This is a genomic window from Pseudomonas sp. AM8, assembly GCF_036346475.1.
Taxonomy (GTDB): Bacteria; Pseudomonadota; Gammaproteobacteria; order Pseudomonadales; family Pseudomonadaceae; genus Aquipseudomonas; species Aquipseudomonas marginalis.
Map to the genome: position 1 here is coordinate 275,750 of NZ_JAOTNX010000004.1, position 17,510 is coordinate 293,259.

Sequence of the window (17,510 nt, forward strand, 5' to 3'; positions counted from 1 at the left end):
ATTACCCTGACATTAACTACTTCGGTGCCAGCTCGCGTAAATGCCGTGCGACCGCAATCCAGGCACCGATATAACCCAACAATACCGCGCCAAGCAAGAGCGACAGACCATCGGCAACCGGCACCCCGGCCAGGGCAAAATCGCTGCCGTACAAGCCGGCAAGCCCGACAACCGCGTCGTTCAGCCAGTTCAGGCCGAATGCCAGCACGCCCCAGGACAAAATCCCCGCACCCAGGCCATAAAGCGCGCCCATGTACAGAAAAGGCCGACGCACATAGCTGTCCGTGCCGCCGACCAGTTTAATCACTTCTATCTCGGTGCGACGGTTTTCAATATGAAGACGAATGGTATTACCTATCACCAAAAGTAATGCAGACACCAACAGCACCGTCAGGCCGAATACAAAGCGGTCGCCCAGCTTGAGGATCGCCGCCAGGCGCTCCACCCAGACTAGATCAAGTTGCGCCTGTTGCACCTTCGGCATCTCTGCGAGTTTTTGTCGCAGGGCTTCAAGGCCCGCCTTGTCGACTTCATTCGGCGTCACCAGCACCACGCCCGGCAGCGGGTTCTGCGGCAGCTCTTTCAGCGCCTCGCCCAGGCCGGACTGTTGCTGGAACTCCTCAAGGGCCTGGTCGCGGCTGACGTACTCGGCGTCCGCGACGCCCGGCATGTTCTTGATATCGTCCCGTAGTGCTTCGCCTTCCTTGGTGCTGGCATCCAGGTTCAGGTACAGGGAAATCTGTGCCGCACGCTGCCAGGAACCGCCCAGGCGCTCGACATTATTAAGCAGCAGCGACAAGCCCATCGGCAGGCTCAGGGCCACGGCCATCACCAGGCAGGTAAAAAAGCTGCCGATCGGCTGCTTGCCCAGGCGACGCAGGCTGTCCAGCAGGCTGGCGCGATGGCTTTCGATCCAGGCGCGCAGCAGGGTACTGAAGTCCGGGCCGTCATCGTCGTCGTGTTTTTTCTTTTTCGGCTGCGGATCAGCCGGTTTCGGCGCCACGCGCTCGGAAACCTTGGGGCTACGTGTTGCACTCATACGCCAGCCTCCCCGTCACCGATCAGGCGACCGCGTTGCAGGGTCAGCATGCGATGGCGCATGCGGGCGATCAGCGCCAGGTCATGGCTGGCGATCAGTACGCTGGTGCCCAGACGGTTGATGTCTTCGAATACGCCCATGATCTCGGCCGCCAGGCGCGGGTCGAGGTTACCGGTGGGTTCGTCCGCCAGCAGCAAGGCCGGGCGATGGACGATGGCGCGGGCAATGCCGACGCGCTGTTGCTGGCCGGTGGACAGGTCGCCGGGGTAGAGGTCGGTCTTGTCCGACAGCGCCACGCGCTCCAGGGCCGAATCCACGCGCTTGACGATTTCGGCCTTGGACAGCCCAAGAATCTGCAACGGCAAGGCAATGTTGTTGAACACCGTGCGATCGAACAGCAACTGGTGGTTCTGGAACACCACGCCGATCTGGCGGCGCAGGAACGGGATCTGCGCATTGCTGATGGTGGCCAGGTCCTGGCCCGCCAGCAGCAACTTGCCCGTGGTCGGGCGTTCCATGGCCAGCAGCAGGCGCAACAGCGTACTCTTGCCGGCCCCCGAGTGACCGGTGACAAACAAGAACTCGCCGCGACGCACTCGAAAGCTCAGCTCATGCAAGCCCACATGCCCGTTGGCATAGCGTTTACCGACCTGTTCGAATCGAATCATGAACGCTCCCGCTCGGCAAACAGTGCCTGGACAAAGGGTTCGGCTTCAAAGGTGCGCAGGTCGTCGATGCCTTCACCGACGCCGATATAACGAATCGGCAACCCGAACTGCTTGGCCAGGGCGAAGATCACGCCACCTTTGGCCGTGCCGTCGAGCTTAGTCAAGGCCAGGCCGGTCAGCTGGACCGTCTGGTTGAATTGCTTGGCCTGGCTGATGGCGTTCTGCCCGGTACCGGCGTCGAGCACCAGCAGCACTTCGTGCGGGGCGTCTGCGTCGAGCTTGCCGATCACGCGGCGGACTTTCTTCAGCTCTTCCATCAGGTTGTCTTTGGTGTGCAGGCGACCGGCGGTATCCGCGATCAGCACGTCGATGTTACGAGCCTTGGCGGCTTGCACGGCGTCGAAGATCACCGAGGCGGAATCGGCACCGGTGTGCTGGGCGATGACCGGGATCTTGTTGCGCTCCCCCCAGACCTGCAATTGCTCGACGGCAGCGGCGCGGAAGGTGTCGCCGGCGGCGAGCATGACTTTCTTGCCTTCCGACTGCAGCTTCTTGGCCAGTTTGCCGATGGTGGTGGTCTTGCCGGCGCCGTTGACGCCCACGACCAGGATCACGAATGGCTTGTTCGGGGTGATCACCAGCGGCGCCTCAACAGGCTTGAGCATCGCAGCCAGCTCGGCCTGCAAGGATTTGTAGAGGGCGTCGGCATCGGTCAACTGCTTGCGTGCGACCTTCTGGGTCAGGCTCTGGATGATCACGGCGGTGGCTTCTACGCCCACGTCGGCGGTCAGCAGGCGGGTTTCGATGTCTTCCAGCAGCTCATCGTCGATGACTTTCTTGCCGAGGAACAGGCTGGCCATGCCTTCGCCGATGCTGGCGCTGGTCTTGCTCAGGCCTTGCTTGAGGCGGGCGAAGAAGCCGGTCTTGCTGGTTTCGGCGGGGGCGACGGGCGCTTCGATGACGGTGGGAGCGGCAACCACCGGCTCGACGAGCGCAGGTACGGGGGCGGGACCTTCGACAACGACCGGCTGCGGCTCAACGGTCACCGGAATCGGCGGCACCACATGCTCGGCCTGCACATCTTCAACCAGCGCCACAGGCTCTTCGGGCACCGGCAGCTCAGGCCACGGCTTGTGTTCGGGCTCAGGCTCCACCTCGGCCACCGGCTGCAACACCGGCTGCAACACCGGCTCAGCCATCGGCAACACCACCGGCGCCGGCGCTTCGGCAACGGGCTCGGCTTCTACTATAGGCTCGGGGATCGGCTCAGCTTGAACCTGTGGCTGTTCAGCGACGGTTTCCTGCGGCTTTTTGCGCAGCCATCCGAACAGGCCTTTCTTCTCGCCAGCCGCAGCTGGGGTCTTCTTGTCGTCGTTGGAACCAAACATGGAGACGGCTATCTCAAGGTAGCGACGCGCCGAGGGGCACATCGGTAAATAAAATTCGATGCGTAACAGACTGTTTTTTAGCCAGCTCGTTCATGCGCAACATTTTGTAAGGCCTAAATAGGGCCTTAACAAGACAGCCATAGTGGCCGTCCCTAGGTCGGATCAGTATCCTAGCACCTCCTCGCCCGCCGACGCTAAGACCAAGCGGGCAGCCCAACAGGTTTAAAAACGAATGAATGCTCTAGCCCGCCACGCCGCAGGCCTGCTGTTCAGCACAGTTTGTCTGCCCCTTTCAGCCTTGGCTGCCGACCCACAACCCACCCATGAATTCACCCTGGATAACGGCCTCAAGGTGGTCGTGCGCGAAGACCATCGCGCGCCGGTGGTGGTTTCCCAGGTCTGGTACAAGGTCGGTTCGAGCTACGAAACCCCGGGCCAGACCGGTTTGTCCCACGCCCTGGAGCACATGATGTTCAAGGGCAGCGCCAAGGTCGGCCCCGGCGAAGCCTCGCTGATCCTGCGTGACCTGGGCGCCGAAGAAAACGCCTTCACCAGTGATGACTACACCGCCTACTACCAGGTGCTGGCCCGTGACCGCCTGGGCGTTGCCTTTGAGCTGGAAGCCGACCGCATGGCCAGCCTGCGCCTGCCGGCCGACGAGTTCAGCCGCGAAATCGAGGTGATCAAGGAAGAACGCCGCCTGCGCACCGACGACAATCCCATGTCCAAGGCCTTCGAGCGCTTCAAGGCGATGGCCTTCCCGGCCAGCGGCTATCACACCCCGACCATCGGCTGGATGGCCGACCTCGACCGCATGAAGGTCGAGGAGCTGCGCCACTGGTACCAGTCCTGGTATGTACCGAACAACGCCACGTTGGTGGTGGTCGGCGACGTCACCCCGGACGAGGTAAAAAACCTCGCCCAGCGCTACTTCGGCCCGATCCCCAAGCGTGACGTACCGCCCGCCAAGATTCCGATGGAGCTGGCCGAGCCCGGCGAGCGCCTGCTGACGATGCATGTGCAGACCCAATTGCCGAGCGTGATCCTGGGCTTCAACGTACCTGGCCTGGCCACCGCCGAAGACAAGCGTTCGGTCCAGGCCCTGCGCCTGATCTCGGCCCTGCTGGACGGTGGCTACAGCGCACGGATCTCCGAGCAACTGGAGCGTGGCGAAGAGCTGGTATCCGCCGCGTCCACCAACTACGACGCCTACACCCGGGGCGACAGCCTGTTCACCCTTTCGGCCACCCCGAACCAGCAGAAGAAAAAGACCGTTGCCCAAGCCGAAGCCGGCCTGTGGCGCCTGCTGGAAGAGCTGAAGGCCAAGCCACCGACCGCCGAAGAACTGGAACGCATCCGTGCCCAGGTCATCGCCGGCCTGGTGTACCAACGCGATTCCATCACCAGCCAGGCCACGGCCATTGGCTCCCTGGAAACCGTGGGCCTGTCCTGGAAACTCATGGACACCGAACTGGCCGACCTGCAAAGCGTGACCCCGGAAGATATCCAGAAGGCCGCGCGCACCTATTTCACCCGCGAACGTCTGAGCGTCGCCCATGTTTTGCCTGAGGAGACCGCTCATGAGTGATCGCAAAAGCAGCCGCCTGATCCTGCCGGGCCTGATCGCCGTGACCCTGGTCGCGGCGAGCGCCGTGTATTTCCTGCGCCCGAGTGAGTCCGTTGCCAGCCAGGCGCTGGACAAGGCTCAATCGGCCAACAAACTGCAATCCCTGGCGGAGCTGGACGGCAAGGCGCCGACCAACCGCAAGCTCGACGTGCAAACCTGGACCACCGCCGAAGGCGCCAAGGTGCTGTTTGTCGAAGCCCATGAACTGCCGATGTTCGACATGCGCATCCTGTTCGCCGCCGGCAGCAGCCAGGACGGCAACGTGCCGGGCCTGGCGCTGATGACCAACGCCATGCTCAACGAAGGTGTACCGGGCAAGGATGTGAGCCAGATTGCCAGTGGTTTTGAAGGCCTGGGCGCCGACTTTGGCAATGGCGCTTATCGCGATATGGCGCTGGTGTCCCTGCGCAGCCTGAGCGACAGCGCTAAACGCGACGCCGCCCTGGCGCTGTTTGACGAGGTGATCGGCAAACCGACCTTCCCCGCCGACTCCCTGGCGCGGATCAAGAACCAGATCCTCGCCGGCTTTGAATACCAGAAGCAGAACCCCGGCAAACTGGCGAGCCTGGAGCTGTTCAAGCGCCTGTACGGCGATCACCCCTACGCTCACCCGAGCGAAGGCACGCCGCAAAGCGTTCCGAAGATTACCCTCGCGCAGCTGCAGGCGTTCCACGCCAAGGCTTATGCGGCGGGTAATGCGGTGATTGCCGTGGTCGGCGACTTGACCCGCGCCGAAGCCGAAGCGATGACGGCCAAGGTGTCGGCTGCGCTGCCCAAGGGCCCGGCCATGGCGAAGATCGCCCAGCCGACCGAGCCCAAGGCCGGCCTGAGCCATATCGAGTTCCCGTCCAAACAGACTCACCTGCTGTTCGCCCAATTGGGTATCGACCGCGCCGACCCGGACTACGCAGCCCTGTCCCTGGGCAACCAGATCCTCGGCGGCGGCGGCTTCGGCACCCGTTTGATGAGCGAAGTGCGCGAAAAACGCGGCCTGACCTACGGTGTTTACTCCGGTTTCTCGCCGATGCAAGTGCGTGGCCCGTTCATGATCAACCTGCAGACCCGCGCCGAAATGAGCGGCGGCACCCTGCGCCTGGTCGAAGACGTGCTGGCCGACTACCTCAAGACCGGCCCGACGCAAAAGGAACTGGATGACGCCAAGCGCGAGCTGGCCGGCAGCTTCCCGTTGTCCACCGCCAGCAACGCCGACATCGTCGGGCAGCTGGGCGCCATGGGTTTCTACAACCTGCCGCTGAGCTATCTGGAAGATTTCATGAAACAATCCCAGGCCCTGACCGTAGAGCAGGTCAAGGCGGCCTTGAACAAACACTTGAGCGCCGACAAGATGGTCATCGTGACCGCCGGCCCAACGACTGCGCAAAAGCCACTACCGCCCCCCACTGATAAACCTGCCGAGCAGCCGCTCGGGGTTCCGGAGCATTAATGGCCAGTTCATCTCGCCCGAAAAAACCTGTCCACAACGTGCATAACGGTGTGGGCCAGCTGCGCATCATTGGCGGCGAATGGGGCAGCCGCAAGCTGAGCTTCCCCGACGTCGTGGGCCTGCGCCCGACGCCGGACCGCGTACGTGAAACCCTGTTCAACTGGCTGGCGCCGTACATTGCTGGCGCCAAGGTGCTGGACCCGTTCGCCGGCAGTGGCGCGCTGTTCCTGGAGGCGCTATCCCGTGGCGCGGCCCAGGCCCAGGCGCTGGATGCCAGCAATGTCGCGGTGTCCAGCCTCAAGGAACACCTGGGCACCCTGCGCTGCACCAATGGCCAGGTGCAGACCGCCGACGCCCTGCGCTACCTGGAAACCCAGGCGCCCAGTGCCTACGACGTGGTGTTCCTCGACCCACCGTTCAACCAGAACCTGTTGCCGTCCGTGTGCGCCTTGCTCGAAGAGCGCCAATGGCTGGCACCGGACGCGTGGATCTACACTGAAAGCGAGACCGCGCCGTCTACCCTGGGCTTGCCGGGCGCCTGGCGCCTGCACCGGGAGCAGAAATCCGGTCGTGTGTATTACGCGTTGTGGCATCGATTGGTCGAAAGCGTCGCTTAAAATCTGTGGTGAGCAAGCCCGCTCACCACAGACAGTGAGTTAGCTCAAAACTGAGAGTGTCATGACACCGTCCTCCGACCAGTTCACCCCCGCCTTCGGCCTCGGCAACCCTCACCTGCAAACGCTGTGGGGGCCGCTGTGGCGGCCGACTACCCATATCGAACGCCAACGCGAACGCCTGTGGCTGGAAGACGGCGACTTTCTCGACCTCGACTGGCATGGCCCGCATGACGCGCAGGCGCCGTTGGTGCTGGTGCTGCATGGGCTGACCGGCTCATCCAATTCCCCCTATGTGGCCGGCCTGCAAAAAGTCCTCGGCGCCCAAGGCTGGGCCAGTGCGGCCTTGAACTGGCGCGGCTGTTCGGGCGAGCCCAACCTGCTGGCGCGCAGCTATCACTCCGGCGCCAGCGAAGACCTGGCCGCCGCGATTGCGCACCTGCGCGCCAAGCGGCCGTTGGCGCCGCTGTATGCGGTGGGTTATTCGCTGGGGGGCAATGTGCTGCTCAAGCACCTGGGGGAAACCGGCGAGGCGTCCGGGCTGCAAGGCGCAGCGGCGGTGTCGGTGCCATTTCGCCTGGATCAGTGTGCAGACCGGATCGGGATAGGTTTCTCGCGGATTTATCAAAAGCACTTCATGAGTGAAATGCTCACGTATATCCGCGTCAAACAAAGCCGTTTTTTACAGGATGGCCGCGCGGACGGGCTGAAAACCCTAGAAGCGCTTGGCTCGCTGGAGAAGATGCGCACCTTCTGGGACTTCGACGGCCGGGTCACCGCGCCGCTGCATGGGTTCTTGAGTGCCGAGGACTATTACCGTCGCGCGTCGAGTCGCTACTACCTGGGCGCGATCCGCACACCGACGCTGATTATCCAGGCGGCCGACGACCCGTTCGTGTTTGCCCACAGCTTGCCCGAGGCCAGTGAGCTGTCGGCGTGCACCGAGTTTGAGCTGACGGCCAAGGGCGGGCACGTGGGCTTCGTCGATGGCTCGCTGAAACGCCCAGGCTACTACCTGGAGCGGCGCATACCGCAATGGTTATTGGCACGACACGGTTAAACATGTGAGAGGGGCAGGCCCCTCCCACATTCGGATTGGGTTTACACGACCGGGAACTCAGTCCCCCGTAGCGATTGCCCGCGTCGGATCGGTAATCCACTCGCTCCACGACCCCGCATACAACTTGCCCAACGGGTAACCCGCCAGGCTCAGGGCGAACAGGTTGTGGCAGGCCGTCACGCCCGAGCCGCAATACGCCACCAGTTCCTCCGGCGAGCGCCCCTGCAACTGCGCGGCGAAGCGCTGCTTGAGTTGCTCGGCCGGGAGGAAACGCCCGTCACTGCCCAGGTTTTCGTTGAACGCCGCACATTGCGCACCGGGGATATGCCCGGCAATGGGGTCGATAGGCTCCACCTCGCCGCGAAAACGCGCTTGAGCGCGGGCATCGATCAGGGTCAGGCCGGGTTGGCCCAGGCGTTTTTGCAGATGTTCGGCATCCAGCAGCAAGTGATTGTCCGGCGTGCCATCGAAAGTCCCACGCTCGATTACCGGCGCATCCAGGCTCAACGGGAAACCCGCGGCATGCCAGGCCTTGAGGCCGCCGTCCAGGATAAACACACCGTCACGCTTGCCCAGCCAGGCCAGCAGCCACCAGGCACGAGCCGCATAAGCGCCAGGGCCGTCGTCATACAGCACGATAACGGTGTCAGCATGGATACCCCAGGCCCGCAGTTGCTCGGCGAAGGTGCCCGCCGCCGGTAACGGGTGACGACCGGTCACACCTTTGATCACCGGCCCGCTGAGATGGCGCTCCAGGTCGGCATATTGCGCACCGTCGATATGCCCTTCAGCGTAGCTGCAACGCCCGTAATCCGGGTCTTCCAAGGCAAAACGGCAATCCAGGATCACCAACCCCGCCGACGTCTGGCGCTCGGCCAATTGCTGGGGGCTGATCAGTTGGGCAAGCGGCATGATGGACTCCTGTGAACAGATTCGGGAAAGGTCCTACTTCACGTCTTCCAGTGCCTGGTTCAACGGCACGTAAAATTCTTTGAACAATGCATCCACCGCCTCTTTTGCCTGGGGCGTGACAAAGCCCGCCTCCAGCACCAGCACCTGATACACCCCGCGCTTGATGGCTTCGGCGCTCAGGTGGGCGGAATTTTCATTGGTGGTGCACAGGAAACGCACCCAGGAGGTGAGGATGATCCAGGCATTGAGGGTCAGGGCTTCGGTTTGCACCGGGTCCATGTTCAGGATGCCTGCATCGACAAACCCCTGGTAGATGGCGCCGCCCTGGATCAGGCAACGCTGGGAAAAACGCCGATAGCCGGTGGCCAGGTCCGGGTCGCTCTCCAGCAGGTGTTCAAGGTCGCGGTGCAGAAAACGGTAGCGCCACATGCCGGCCAGTACGGCCTGGAGATAAAAGCGCTTGTCCTCCACGACCATTGCACGCCCCTGGGGCGGACGCAGGAAACTGTCCACCAACGCTTCATATTCGCGAAACAGCACGGAGATGATCGCTTGCTTGTTGGGGAAGTGGTAGTACAGGTTGCCCGGCGAAATTTCCATATGGGCGGCGATATGGTTGGTGCTGATACTGCGCTCGCCCTGCTGGTTAAAAAGCTCCAGGCTGGTTTGCACAATACGCTCGCTGGTCTTTACTCGTGGTGCCATAGGGGAATCAGCTTCTGTACACGTGATAGGGCATCTTACGGCCTATCCTTGCCAGGATAAATCTGCATGTTGCTGCAATGTTATTTGACAATTTAGAGTAATGACTCTAAAAATCCACGCAGACCAATAACAATCGGTGCTGCGCCATGTCTGCCAACGTTGCCTACCTGCAAGATGCCCAGGCGCTGGATCAACTCCAGGACCTGTTCGACGCCCAACGCCGCGCCTACGCCGCCAACCCGATGCCGCCAGCTGCACAGCGCCAGCAGTGGCTCAAGGCCTTGCGGGATGTGCTCAGTGACGAGCGCCAGGCACTGATCCATGCGATCACCCAGGATTTCAGCCAGCGCAGCGCCGACGAAACCCTGTTCGCCGAACTGATGCCCAGCCTGCATGGCATTCACTACGCCAGCAAACACCTAAAAGGCTGGATGAAACCTTCCCGCCGCGCTGTAGGCCTGGCCTTCCAACCCGCGTCAGCCAAAGTCATTTACCAACCCCTGGGCGTGGTCGGCGTGATCGTGCCGTGGAACTACCCGCTGTACCTGGCCATCGGCCCACTGGTCGGTGCGTTGGCGGCAGGCAACCGGGTGATGCTCAAGCTCAGCGAATCCACGCCCGCTACCGGCGAACTGCTCAAGGCGTTACTGGCGAGGGTTTTCCCCGAGGACCTGGTGTGCGTGGTGCTCGGCGAGGCCGAGGTGGGCATGGCGTTTTCCAAGCTGCGCTTCGATCACCTGCTGTTTACCGGCGCGACCAGTATTGGCAAGCACGTGATGCGCGCCGCTGCCGAACACCTCACGCCAGTCACCCTGGAACTGGGCGGCAAGTCGCCGGCCATTGTCTCCGCCGACGTACCGCTCAAGGACGCCGCCGAACGCATCGCCTTCGGTAAAGCCTTGAACGCCGGGCAAACCTGCGTGGCCCCGGACTACGTGCTGGTGCCGGAGGACCGCGTGGAGGGTTTCGTCGAGGCCTACAGCAAGGCGGTTCGCGGGTTTTATCCGACGCTGGCCGACAACCCGGACTACACCGCCATCATCAATGAGCGTCAATTGGCCCGGCTCAATGCCTACGTCAAGGACGCCACCGACAAGGGCGCCACCCTGATCCGGCTGTACGACCAGGGCCAGGCACGGCGCATGGCCCATAGCCTGCTGCTGAATGTCAGCGATGACATGACCGTGATGCAGGACGAAATCTTCGGCCCGGTGCTGCCGATCGTGCCTTATCGCGGCATCGACCAAGCCTTTGCCTACATCAACCAGCGCCCTCGCCCGCTGGCCCTGTATTACTTCGGCTACAACAAGCGCGAGCAGGACCGGGTCCTCCATGAGACCCATTCCGGCGGTGTCTGCCTGAACGACACCCTCCTGCACGTGGCCCAGGACGACATGCCCTTTGGCGGCATCGGCCCGTCGGGCATGGGCCACTACCACGGCCATGAAGGGTTCCTGACGTTCAGCAAGGCCAAGGGCGTGCTGGTGAAACAGCGCCTGAACGCGGCGAAATTGATCTACCCGCCCTACGGCAAATCGATCCAGAAACTGATCCAGAAGTTGTTTGTCCGCTGACACCGCCACCCACGGGATAACAATAACAATGAACCCTAGCCTCACGGATTCACCCGCGCTATCACGGCGCGGCGTCTTGAAAATCGGTCTGTGTGCCAGCGCCTTCCTGGCCACGGCCGGATTGGGCGCCAGCCTCAGCGGCTGCTCCAGCAGCACCCCGGCCAGCGGCTTTGCCATGTTGCGCAGCAGTGACCTGCCGTTTCTGCGCGCGGTGATCCCGGTGCTGCTCGAAGGCGTGGCCAGCGCCCAGGATGTGGTCGCCGGGATTGAAGACACGCTGAAAAAACTCGACTACAGCCTGCAGCACCTGTCGCCGGAGATGTTCAAGCTCACCCAACAGTTGTTCGATGTGCTCGGCATGGGCATTACGCGTGGCCCGTTGACCGGCATCTGGGGCAGTTGGGAAAACGCCAGCGCGGAGCAGATCCGCAACTTCCTGCACCGCTGGGAAAACAGCTACCTGAACCTGCTGCGCATGGGCCAGGGCTCGCTGCTCAAGCTGGTGATCATGGCCTGGTACTTCCGGCCCGCCGCCTGGGCGCATTGCGGCTACCCCGGCCCGCCGAAGATCTGATTTGCATCCCTCACAATAAAAACAAGAGACGACCCTGATGCCCGTACCCGATCTGTTCCGCGACGGCCTGGCCCGCGGCTGGAAAACCCACAATGGCGCCGCCCTCGACAGCGACCTGACCCTGGAGGCCGACGTGGCCATCATCGGCAGCGGCGCCGGTGGCGGCACCACTGCCGAGATCCTCAGCGCCGCCGGCTACAAAGTGCTGTTGATCGAAGAAGGCCCGCTCAAGACCAGCAGCGACTTCAAGCTGCTGGAGGACGAGGCCTACGCCAGCCTGTATCAGGAAGGTATCGGCCGCATGAGCAAGGACGGCGCCATCACCATCCTGCAAGGCCGCGCGGTGGGCGGTACCACGCTGATCAACTGGACCTCCAGCTTCCGCACCCCGGACGCCACCCTCAGCCATTGGGCCAGCGAGTACGCGGTAAAAGGCCACAGCAGTGCAGAGATGGCACCGTGGTTCGAAAAGATGGAGCAGCGCCTGGGCATCGCACCGTGGGCCATCCCCCCGAATGCCAACAATGATGTGATCCGCAAAGGCTGCGAAAAGCTCGGCTACAGCTGGCATGTGATCCCGCGCAACGTCCGTGGCTGCTTCAACCTGGGTTATTGCGGCATGGGCTGCCCGGTCAACGCCAAGCAGTCGATGCTGGTGACCACCATTCCGTCCACCCTGGAAAAAGGCGGTGAACTGCTCTACCTGGCGCGCGCCGAGCACCTCAAATACAGCGGCGACACCATCAGCAGCCTGGAATGTGTGGCGATGGACGAGCGTTGCGTGGCGCCTACCGGGCGCAAGATCACCGTAAAGGCCAAGCATTACGTGCTGTCGGGCGGCGGCATCAATAGCCCGGCACTGTTGCTGCGCTCGGGCGCCCCCGACCCGCATTCGCGGCTGGGCAAGCGAACCTTTTTGCACCTGGTGAATTTCTCCGCCGGGCTGTTCGATGAGGTGATCAACCCGTTCTACGGCGCGCCGCAGTCGATCTATTCCGACCACTTCCAATGGCAGGACGGCACCACCGGCAAAATGTCCTACAAGCTGGAAGCACCGCCCCTGCACCCAGGCTTAGCCAGCACCTTGTTCGGCGGCTATGGCACGCAGAACGCCCTGGACATGGGCCAATTGCCCCATACCCACGCCATGCTCGCGCTGTTGCGTGACGGCTTTCACCCCGACAGCCAGGGCGGCAGCGTGGACTTACGCGGTGACGGTACGCCGGTGCTCGACTATCAGGTCTCACCCTATGCCTGGGACGGCCTGCGCCGGGCCTTCCACAGCATGGCCGAAATCCAGTTCGCGGCGGGCGCCAAATCGGTCAAGCCCATGCACCATGACGCACGGTTCGTGAACACCTTGGCCGAGGCACGCAGCGTCATTGAGGGTTTGAATCTGGAATTGCACCGGACAACCCTGGGCAGCGCCCATGTGATGGGCGGCTGTGCCATGGGCGAAGATCCCAAAAACGCGGTGGCTGACAGCCTTGGCCGGCATCACCAATTGCGCAACCTGTCGATCCACGACGGTTCGTTATTCCCCACCAGTATTGGGGCCAACCCGCAATTATCGGTGTACGGATTAACCGCTCAACTGGCGACAGCCTTGGCCGAACGTCTGAAAACAGCGTGAAAAAACACGCCATTCGCGGTGTCTATACGGCTTTCTTATGCATAAGTTGACTTGGCCGACCGGGATGGCTGCGATACCATCCGGTTCCCCAACGGACTCCGCCAGGACGACGCGATGAACCGAGTGTTGTACCCAGGTACCTTCGACCCGATTACCAAAGGCCATGGCGATCTGGTCGAACGCGCCTCTCGTTTGTTCGACCATGTGATCATCGCAGTCGCGGCCAGCCCCAAGAAAAACCCGCTGTTCCCCCTGGAACAGCGCGTGGAGCTGGCGCGTGAGGTCACCAAGCACCTGCCCAACGTGGAAGTGGTGGGCTTTTCCACGTTGCTCGCGCATTTCGCCAAGGAGCAGAACGCCAATGTGTTCCTGCGTGGCCTGCGCGCGGTGTCGGACTTCGAATACGAATTCCAGCTGGCCAACATGAACCGCCAACTGGCGCCGGACGTGGAAAGCCTGTTCCTCACGCCGTCGGAACGTTATTCGTTCATTTCCTCGACGTTGGTCCGTGAAATTGCCGCTTTGGGCGGGGATATCACCAAGTTCGTGCATCCGGCCGTGGCTGATGCGCTGACGCTGCGCTTCAAGAAGTAATGTGGTGAGCGGGCTTGCCCCGCTCACCACAGCTCGCACTGCGGGCGCCAATGCGGCACAATTGCGCGCATTAGTTTTCAGATGCCTTGGCTGACAGCCCTGGCAGGAGTTTCCATGTCCTTGATCATCACCGACGATTGCATCAATTGCGACGTCTGCGAACCCGAGTGCCCGAACGCCGCCATCTCCCAGGGCGAAGAGATCTACGTGATCGACCCCAACCTGTGCACCCAGTGCGTCGGTCACTACGACGAGCCACAGTGCCAGCAAGTGTGCCCGGTGGATTGCATTCCGCTGGATGAAGCCCATCCGGAGACGGAAGAGCAGTTGATGGAGAAGTACCGGAAGATTACCGGTAAGGCTTGAGGTTCTTCAGCGCCTATCAGGGCCTCATCGGGGCATAAGTATCTACACATCTTGAGCCGAGCCCCCTGCGTAGCAGCTGTCGAGCCTTGGCGAGGCTGCGTCGGCGGTGTGTCAGACACGCCGCAAACGCAGCCTCGCCAAGGCTCGACAGCTGCTACGCGTTATCCTACTGAAGTTGTGTAGATACTTATGCTCATCGGGGGCAAGCCCCCGATGGCCATATCAGTCATCACCCAGCAATCAGCTCTGGCATCTAGGGCAAAACACACTCGCCCGCTGCCCCAGCACCACATTGCGCAGTTCAGTCCCGCAAACCTTGCACGCCTCGCCACCGCGGCCGTAGACGAACAACTCCTGCTGGAAATACCCCGGCTGCCCATCGCCACCGATAAAGTCCCGCAGCGTGGTGCCGCCACGCTCGATTGCCGCCGCCAGAATGCGCTTGATCTCGATCGCCAGCTTCAAATAACGCCCGCGTGAAATGCCGCCGGCCGCGCGACGTGGATCAATCCCCGCCGCAAACAACGCCTCAGTCGCATAGATATTGCCTACGCCCACCACCACCGCGTTATCCATGATGAACGGTTTCACCGCCATCGACTTGCCGCGGGACAGCTGGAACAACCGCTCACCGTCAAACAGCTCGGTCAACGGCTCCGGCCCCAGGCGAATCAGCAGTTCATGGTTGTGCGGGTCCTGGCTCCAGAGCATCGCGCCGAAACGCCGAGGGTCGGTGTAGCGCAGGGCCAGGCCGGACTCCAACTCGATATCCACATGTTCATGCTTGGCCGCCGGCATGCCGACCTCGACCAGGCGCAAGTTGCCCGACATGCCCAGATGGCTGATCAAGGTGCCCACTTCGGCATTGATCAACAGGTACTTGGCCCGCCGCTCCACCAGCACGATGCGCTGGCCGGACAGGCGCACATCCAGGTCTTCCGGGATCGGCCAGCGCAGGCGCCGCTCACGCACCACCACGCGACTGACCCGCTGGCCTTCCAGGTGCGGCGCAATCCCACGCCGGGTGGTTTCGACTTCTGGTAACTCGGGCATGTGTACCTCGTGAAGGGGGGATCAGTGCGCGCCCAGTTCGCGGATCGACAACTTCAGGCTTTCGAAGTCGTAGTCCGACAGGCCCACGTAGTCCAGCACCAGGTGGCCGATGGCATTCCACTCATGGTCCACCGACTGGTTGCCCAGCACGCGGCAGGACGAGCAGATGTGCTCGGCCATCTTCAGGATCGCCAGCAGGTTCTTCAACTGAGGATTGCGCGACGTCTCATCGCTGAAGATCGCCAGGGCATTGTGGTGGTTGGCGATGGCGTCGGTCACATGCTCCGGCAGGCGCCAGGACTTGGCGGTGTAGTAGCCGACCACCGCATGGTTGGTGTTGAACGCATTGTTTTCGGTGTCGACCACGCGGCAGTCGGGGCCGGCGTTGGCGTAGGCCTCTTCGAGCACCGTCATGTAGTTGGGGAAACGCTTGAGCATCAGCGGCACGCCGCAGTCGTGGAACAGCCCCAGGGCATAGGCCTCGTCCACCGCCTGGGCGCCGGTGCGCTTGGCCAGGGTGAGGCAGGTCATGGCCACGTCCTGGGCGGTGTCCCAGAAGCGGTTGAGGGTGACGATGGTGTCGTCGCTCATCTCGCCCCTGATCGACAGGGCGTTGATCAGGTTGATGATCGAGCGGCTGCCCAGCAGGTTCACCGCGCGCTGGATCGAGGCGATCTTGTTGCTCAGGCCGTAATAGGACGAGTTGACGATCTTCAGCAGCGCGCCGGAGAGGCCCGGGTCCTGGGAGATCAACCGCGCGATCACTTCCAGGTCCGGGTCGGGCATGTACTGCTCCATCTGCAAATCCACCATGATTTGCGGCTGGGGCGGCACGCTGATGCCTTGGAGGGCCTGCTGGATCTGTTCGGCGGAAAGCTCTTGGGACATAAGTACACACTCTGGGCTAGGTGGGGATTCTAACCCTTATCTCCCCCCGGCTGACACCTCCCCGCACATCCGGCAGTCCGGCCATTTCCTACATAACAAGGTATACTCCCGCTCTTTTTTCCGGAGCGACGTCATGTCCCTGCCAAGCCTGCGTCTCAAAGCCAACGCCGATCGTCGTTTGCGCAACGGCCACCTGTGGGTCTACAGCAACGAAATCGATGTGGCGGCCACCCCTCTGCACGGCTTCCAGGCGGGCGACCAGGCCATCCTGGAAGCGGCCGGCGGCAAGACCCTGGGCATCGTGGCCATGAGCCCGAACAACCTGATCTGCGCACGCCTGCTGTCGCGCGACATCAAGTTGCCACTGGACAAGTCGCTGCTGGTGCACCGCATCAACGTCGCCCTGTCCCTGCGTGATCGCCTGTTCGACAAGCCGTTCTACCGCCTGGTCTACGGCGATTCCGACCTGCTGCCGGGCCTGGTGGTCGACCGTTTCGGCGATATCCTGGTAGTTCAGATCGCCTCGGCGACCATGGAAGCCCATAAAGACGACGTGATCGCCGCCCTGACCCAAGTGCTCAAGCCGAGCGGCATCCTGTTCAAGAACGACTCCGCCGCGCGCGACGCCGAAGGCCTCAACCGCTACGTCGAAACCGTGTTCGGCCTGGTGCCGGAGTGGGTCGCACTGGAAGAAAACGGCGTGAAATTCGAAGCCCCGGTGATCCAGGGCCAGAAAACCGGCTGGTTCTACGACCACCGCATGAACCGCGCGCGCCTGGCCCCATACGCCAAAGGCAAACGCGTACTCGACCTGTACAGCTACATCGGCGGCTGGGGCGTGCAGGCCGCGGCCTTCGGCGCCAGTGAAGTGTTCTGCGTCGATGCCTCGGCCTTCGCCCTCGATGGCGTGGAGCGCAACGCCGCGCTGAATGGCGTTGCCGAGAAGATGACCTGCATCGAAGGCGACGTCTTCGAAGCCCTCAAGGAATTGAAAGCCAGCGAAGAACGCTTCGACGTGATCGTCGCCGACCCACCGGCCTTCATCAAACGCAAGAAAGACATGAAAAACGGCGAAGGCGCCTACCGCCGCCTGAACGAGCAAGCCATGCGCCTGCTCAGCAAGGACGGCATCCTGGTCAGCGCCTCGTGCTCCATGCACCTGCCGGAAGACGACCTGCAGAACATCCTGCTGACCAGCGCCCGCCATCTGGACCGCAATATCCAGATGCTGGAACGTGGCGGCCAGGGCCCGGATCATCCGGTGCATCCGGCGATTGTCGAGACGCGGTATATCAAGAGCATTACGTGCCGGTTGTTGCCCAATAGCTAAGACGTGAACCCTCTGTAGGAGCGAGCTTGCTCGCGAAAAAC

17 protein-coding genes are annotated in these 17,510 nt (G+C 62.3%); 10 read left to right on the forward strand and 7 right to left on the reverse strand.

Annotated features, from left to right (window positions below):
- Positions 1-16: 16 nt before the first annotated feature.
- From ftsX to ftsY, 3 genes are read right to left on the reverse strand one after another with little or no spacing between them, the layout of a single operon-like run.
- Positions 17-1,039 carry a permease-like cell division protein FtsX gene (gene ftsX / locus V3W40_RS13000; RefSeq protein WP_065923857.1) on the reverse strand — a complete coding sequence of 341 codons (1,023 nt, stop codon included), beginning with the start codon at positions 1,037-1,039 and terminating at the stop codon, positions 17-19.
- A complete protein-coding gene (ftsE, locus tag V3W40_RS13005) occupies positions 1,036-1,707 on the reverse strand; it encodes a cell division ATP-binding protein FtsE (RefSeq protein WP_003213784.1) in 672 nt (223 codons plus the stop codon). Before ftsE ends, ftsX begins: the two co-directional genes overlap by 4 nt.
- Positions 1,704-3,095, reverse strand: coding sequence for a signal recognition particle-docking protein FtsY (gene ftsY, locus V3W40_RS13010; protein WP_330215123.1), 1,392 nt, complete (start codon positions 3,093-3,095; stop codon positions 1,704-1,706). The genes ftsE and ftsY overlap by 4 nt, the downstream gene beginning before the upstream one ends.
- 232 nt (positions 3,096-3,327) lie before the next feature.
- Here ftsY and V3W40_RS13015 point away from each other — a divergent pair, with 232 nt between their 5' ends.
- The 4 genes from V3W40_RS13015 to V3W40_RS13030 all read left to right on the forward strand — a co-directional run bounded on the left by V3W40_RS13015 (position 3,328) and on the right by V3W40_RS13030 (position 7,840).
- Complete coding sequence (locus tag V3W40_RS13015; RefSeq protein ID WP_065923859.1) at positions 3,328-4,683, forward strand: M16 family metallopeptidase; 1,356 nt, start codon at positions 3,328-3,330, stop codon at positions 4,681-4,683.
- A complete protein-coding gene (locus V3W40_RS13020; RefSeq protein ID WP_330215124.1) occupies positions 4,676-6,166 on the forward strand; it encodes a M16 family metallopeptidase in 1,491 nt (496 codons plus the stop codon). The genes V3W40_RS13015 and V3W40_RS13020 overlap by 8 nt, the downstream gene beginning before the upstream one ends.
- A complete protein-coding gene (gene rsmD, locus V3W40_RS13025; protein WP_330215125.1) occupies positions 6,166-6,783 on the forward strand; it encodes a 16S rRNA (guanine(966)-N(2))-methyltransferase RsmD in 618 nt (205 codons plus the stop codon). The genes V3W40_RS13020 and rsmD overlap by 1 nt, the downstream gene beginning before the upstream one ends.
- 61 nt (positions 6,784-6,844) lie before the next feature.
- A complete protein-coding gene (locus V3W40_RS13030) occupies positions 6,845-7,840 on the forward strand; it encodes a hydrolase (RefSeq protein WP_330215126.1) in 996 nt (331 codons plus the stop codon).
- Positions 7,841-7,897: 57 nt separating this feature from the next.
- Here V3W40_RS13030 and V3W40_RS13035 read toward each other — a convergent pair whose 3' ends face one another.
- Together V3W40_RS13035 and V3W40_RS13040 are read right to left on the reverse strand one after the other, a co-directional pair.
- Positions 7,898-8,752 carry a sulfurtransferase gene (locus V3W40_RS13035; RefSeq protein WP_330215127.1) on the reverse strand — a complete coding sequence of 285 codons (855 nt, stop codon included), beginning with the start codon at positions 8,750-8,752 and terminating at the stop codon, positions 7,898-7,900.
- 33 nt (positions 8,753-8,785) lie between these two features.
- A complete protein-coding gene (locus V3W40_RS13040; RefSeq protein WP_065946523.1) occupies positions 8,786-9,457 on the reverse strand; it encodes a TetR/AcrR family transcriptional regulator in 672 nt (223 codons plus the stop codon).
- A 146-nt stretch (positions 9,458-9,603) separates the two neighbouring features.
- Between V3W40_RS13040 and V3W40_RS13045 the strand changes: the two genes are divergently transcribed.
- From V3W40_RS13045 to V3W40_RS13065, 5 genes are all read left to right on the forward strand, one after another.
- Positions 9,604-11,031, forward strand: coding sequence for a coniferyl aldehyde dehydrogenase (locus tag V3W40_RS13045; protein ID WP_330215128.1), 1,428 nt, complete (start codon positions 9,604-9,606; stop codon positions 11,029-11,031).
- A gap of 28 nt (positions 11,032-11,059) precedes the next feature.
- Positions 11,060-11,605 carry a twin-arginine translocation pathway signal protein gene (locus V3W40_RS13050; protein WP_065923864.1) on the forward strand — a complete coding sequence of 182 codons (546 nt, stop codon included), beginning with the start codon at positions 11,060-11,062 and terminating at the stop codon, positions 11,603-11,605.
- Between the two features lie 37 nt (positions 11,606-11,642).
- Entirely contained in the window at positions 11,643-13,238 is a 1,596-nt protein-coding gene (locus V3W40_RS13055; protein ID WP_074847836.1) for a GMC family oxidoreductase, read from the forward strand.
- Between the two features lie 114 nt (positions 13,239-13,352).
- Positions 13,353-13,832 carry a pantetheine-phosphate adenylyltransferase gene (gene coaD, locus V3W40_RS13060; protein ID WP_003176711.1) on the forward strand — a complete coding sequence of 160 codons (480 nt, stop codon included), beginning with the start codon at positions 13,353-13,355 and terminating at the stop codon, positions 13,830-13,832.
- A gap of 114 nt (positions 13,833-13,946) precedes the next feature.
- Complete coding sequence (locus V3W40_RS13065) at positions 13,947-14,198, forward strand: YfhL family 4Fe-4S dicluster ferredoxin (RefSeq protein ID WP_003195146.1); 252 nt, start codon at positions 13,947-13,949, stop codon at positions 14,196-14,198.
- Positions 14,199-14,438: 240 nt separating this feature from the next.
- Here the strand turns inward: V3W40_RS13065 and mutM are convergent, their stop codons facing one another.
- Positions 14,439-15,251, reverse strand: coding sequence for a bifunctional DNA-formamidopyrimidine glycosylase/DNA-(apurinic or apyrimidinic site) lyase (mutM, locus tag V3W40_RS13070; RefSeq protein ID WP_065946526.1), 813 nt, complete (start codon positions 15,249-15,251; stop codon positions 14,439-14,441).
- Positions 15,252-15,272: 21 nt separating this feature from the next.
- Positions 15,273-16,085: an HDOD domain-containing protein gene (locus V3W40_RS13075; RefSeq protein ID WP_169898796.1), complete on the reverse strand. Its 813-nt coding sequence runs from the start codon at positions 16,083-16,085 to the stop codon at positions 15,273-15,275.
- A gap of 187 nt (positions 16,086-16,272) precedes the next feature.
- Between V3W40_RS13075 and V3W40_RS13080 the strand changes: the two genes are divergently transcribed.
- Entirely contained in the window at positions 16,273-17,469 is a 1,197-nt protein-coding gene (locus tag V3W40_RS13080) for a class I SAM-dependent rRNA methyltransferase (protein ID WP_065938099.1), read from the forward strand.
- The last annotated feature ends 41 nt before the right edge of the window (positions 17,470-17,510 follow it).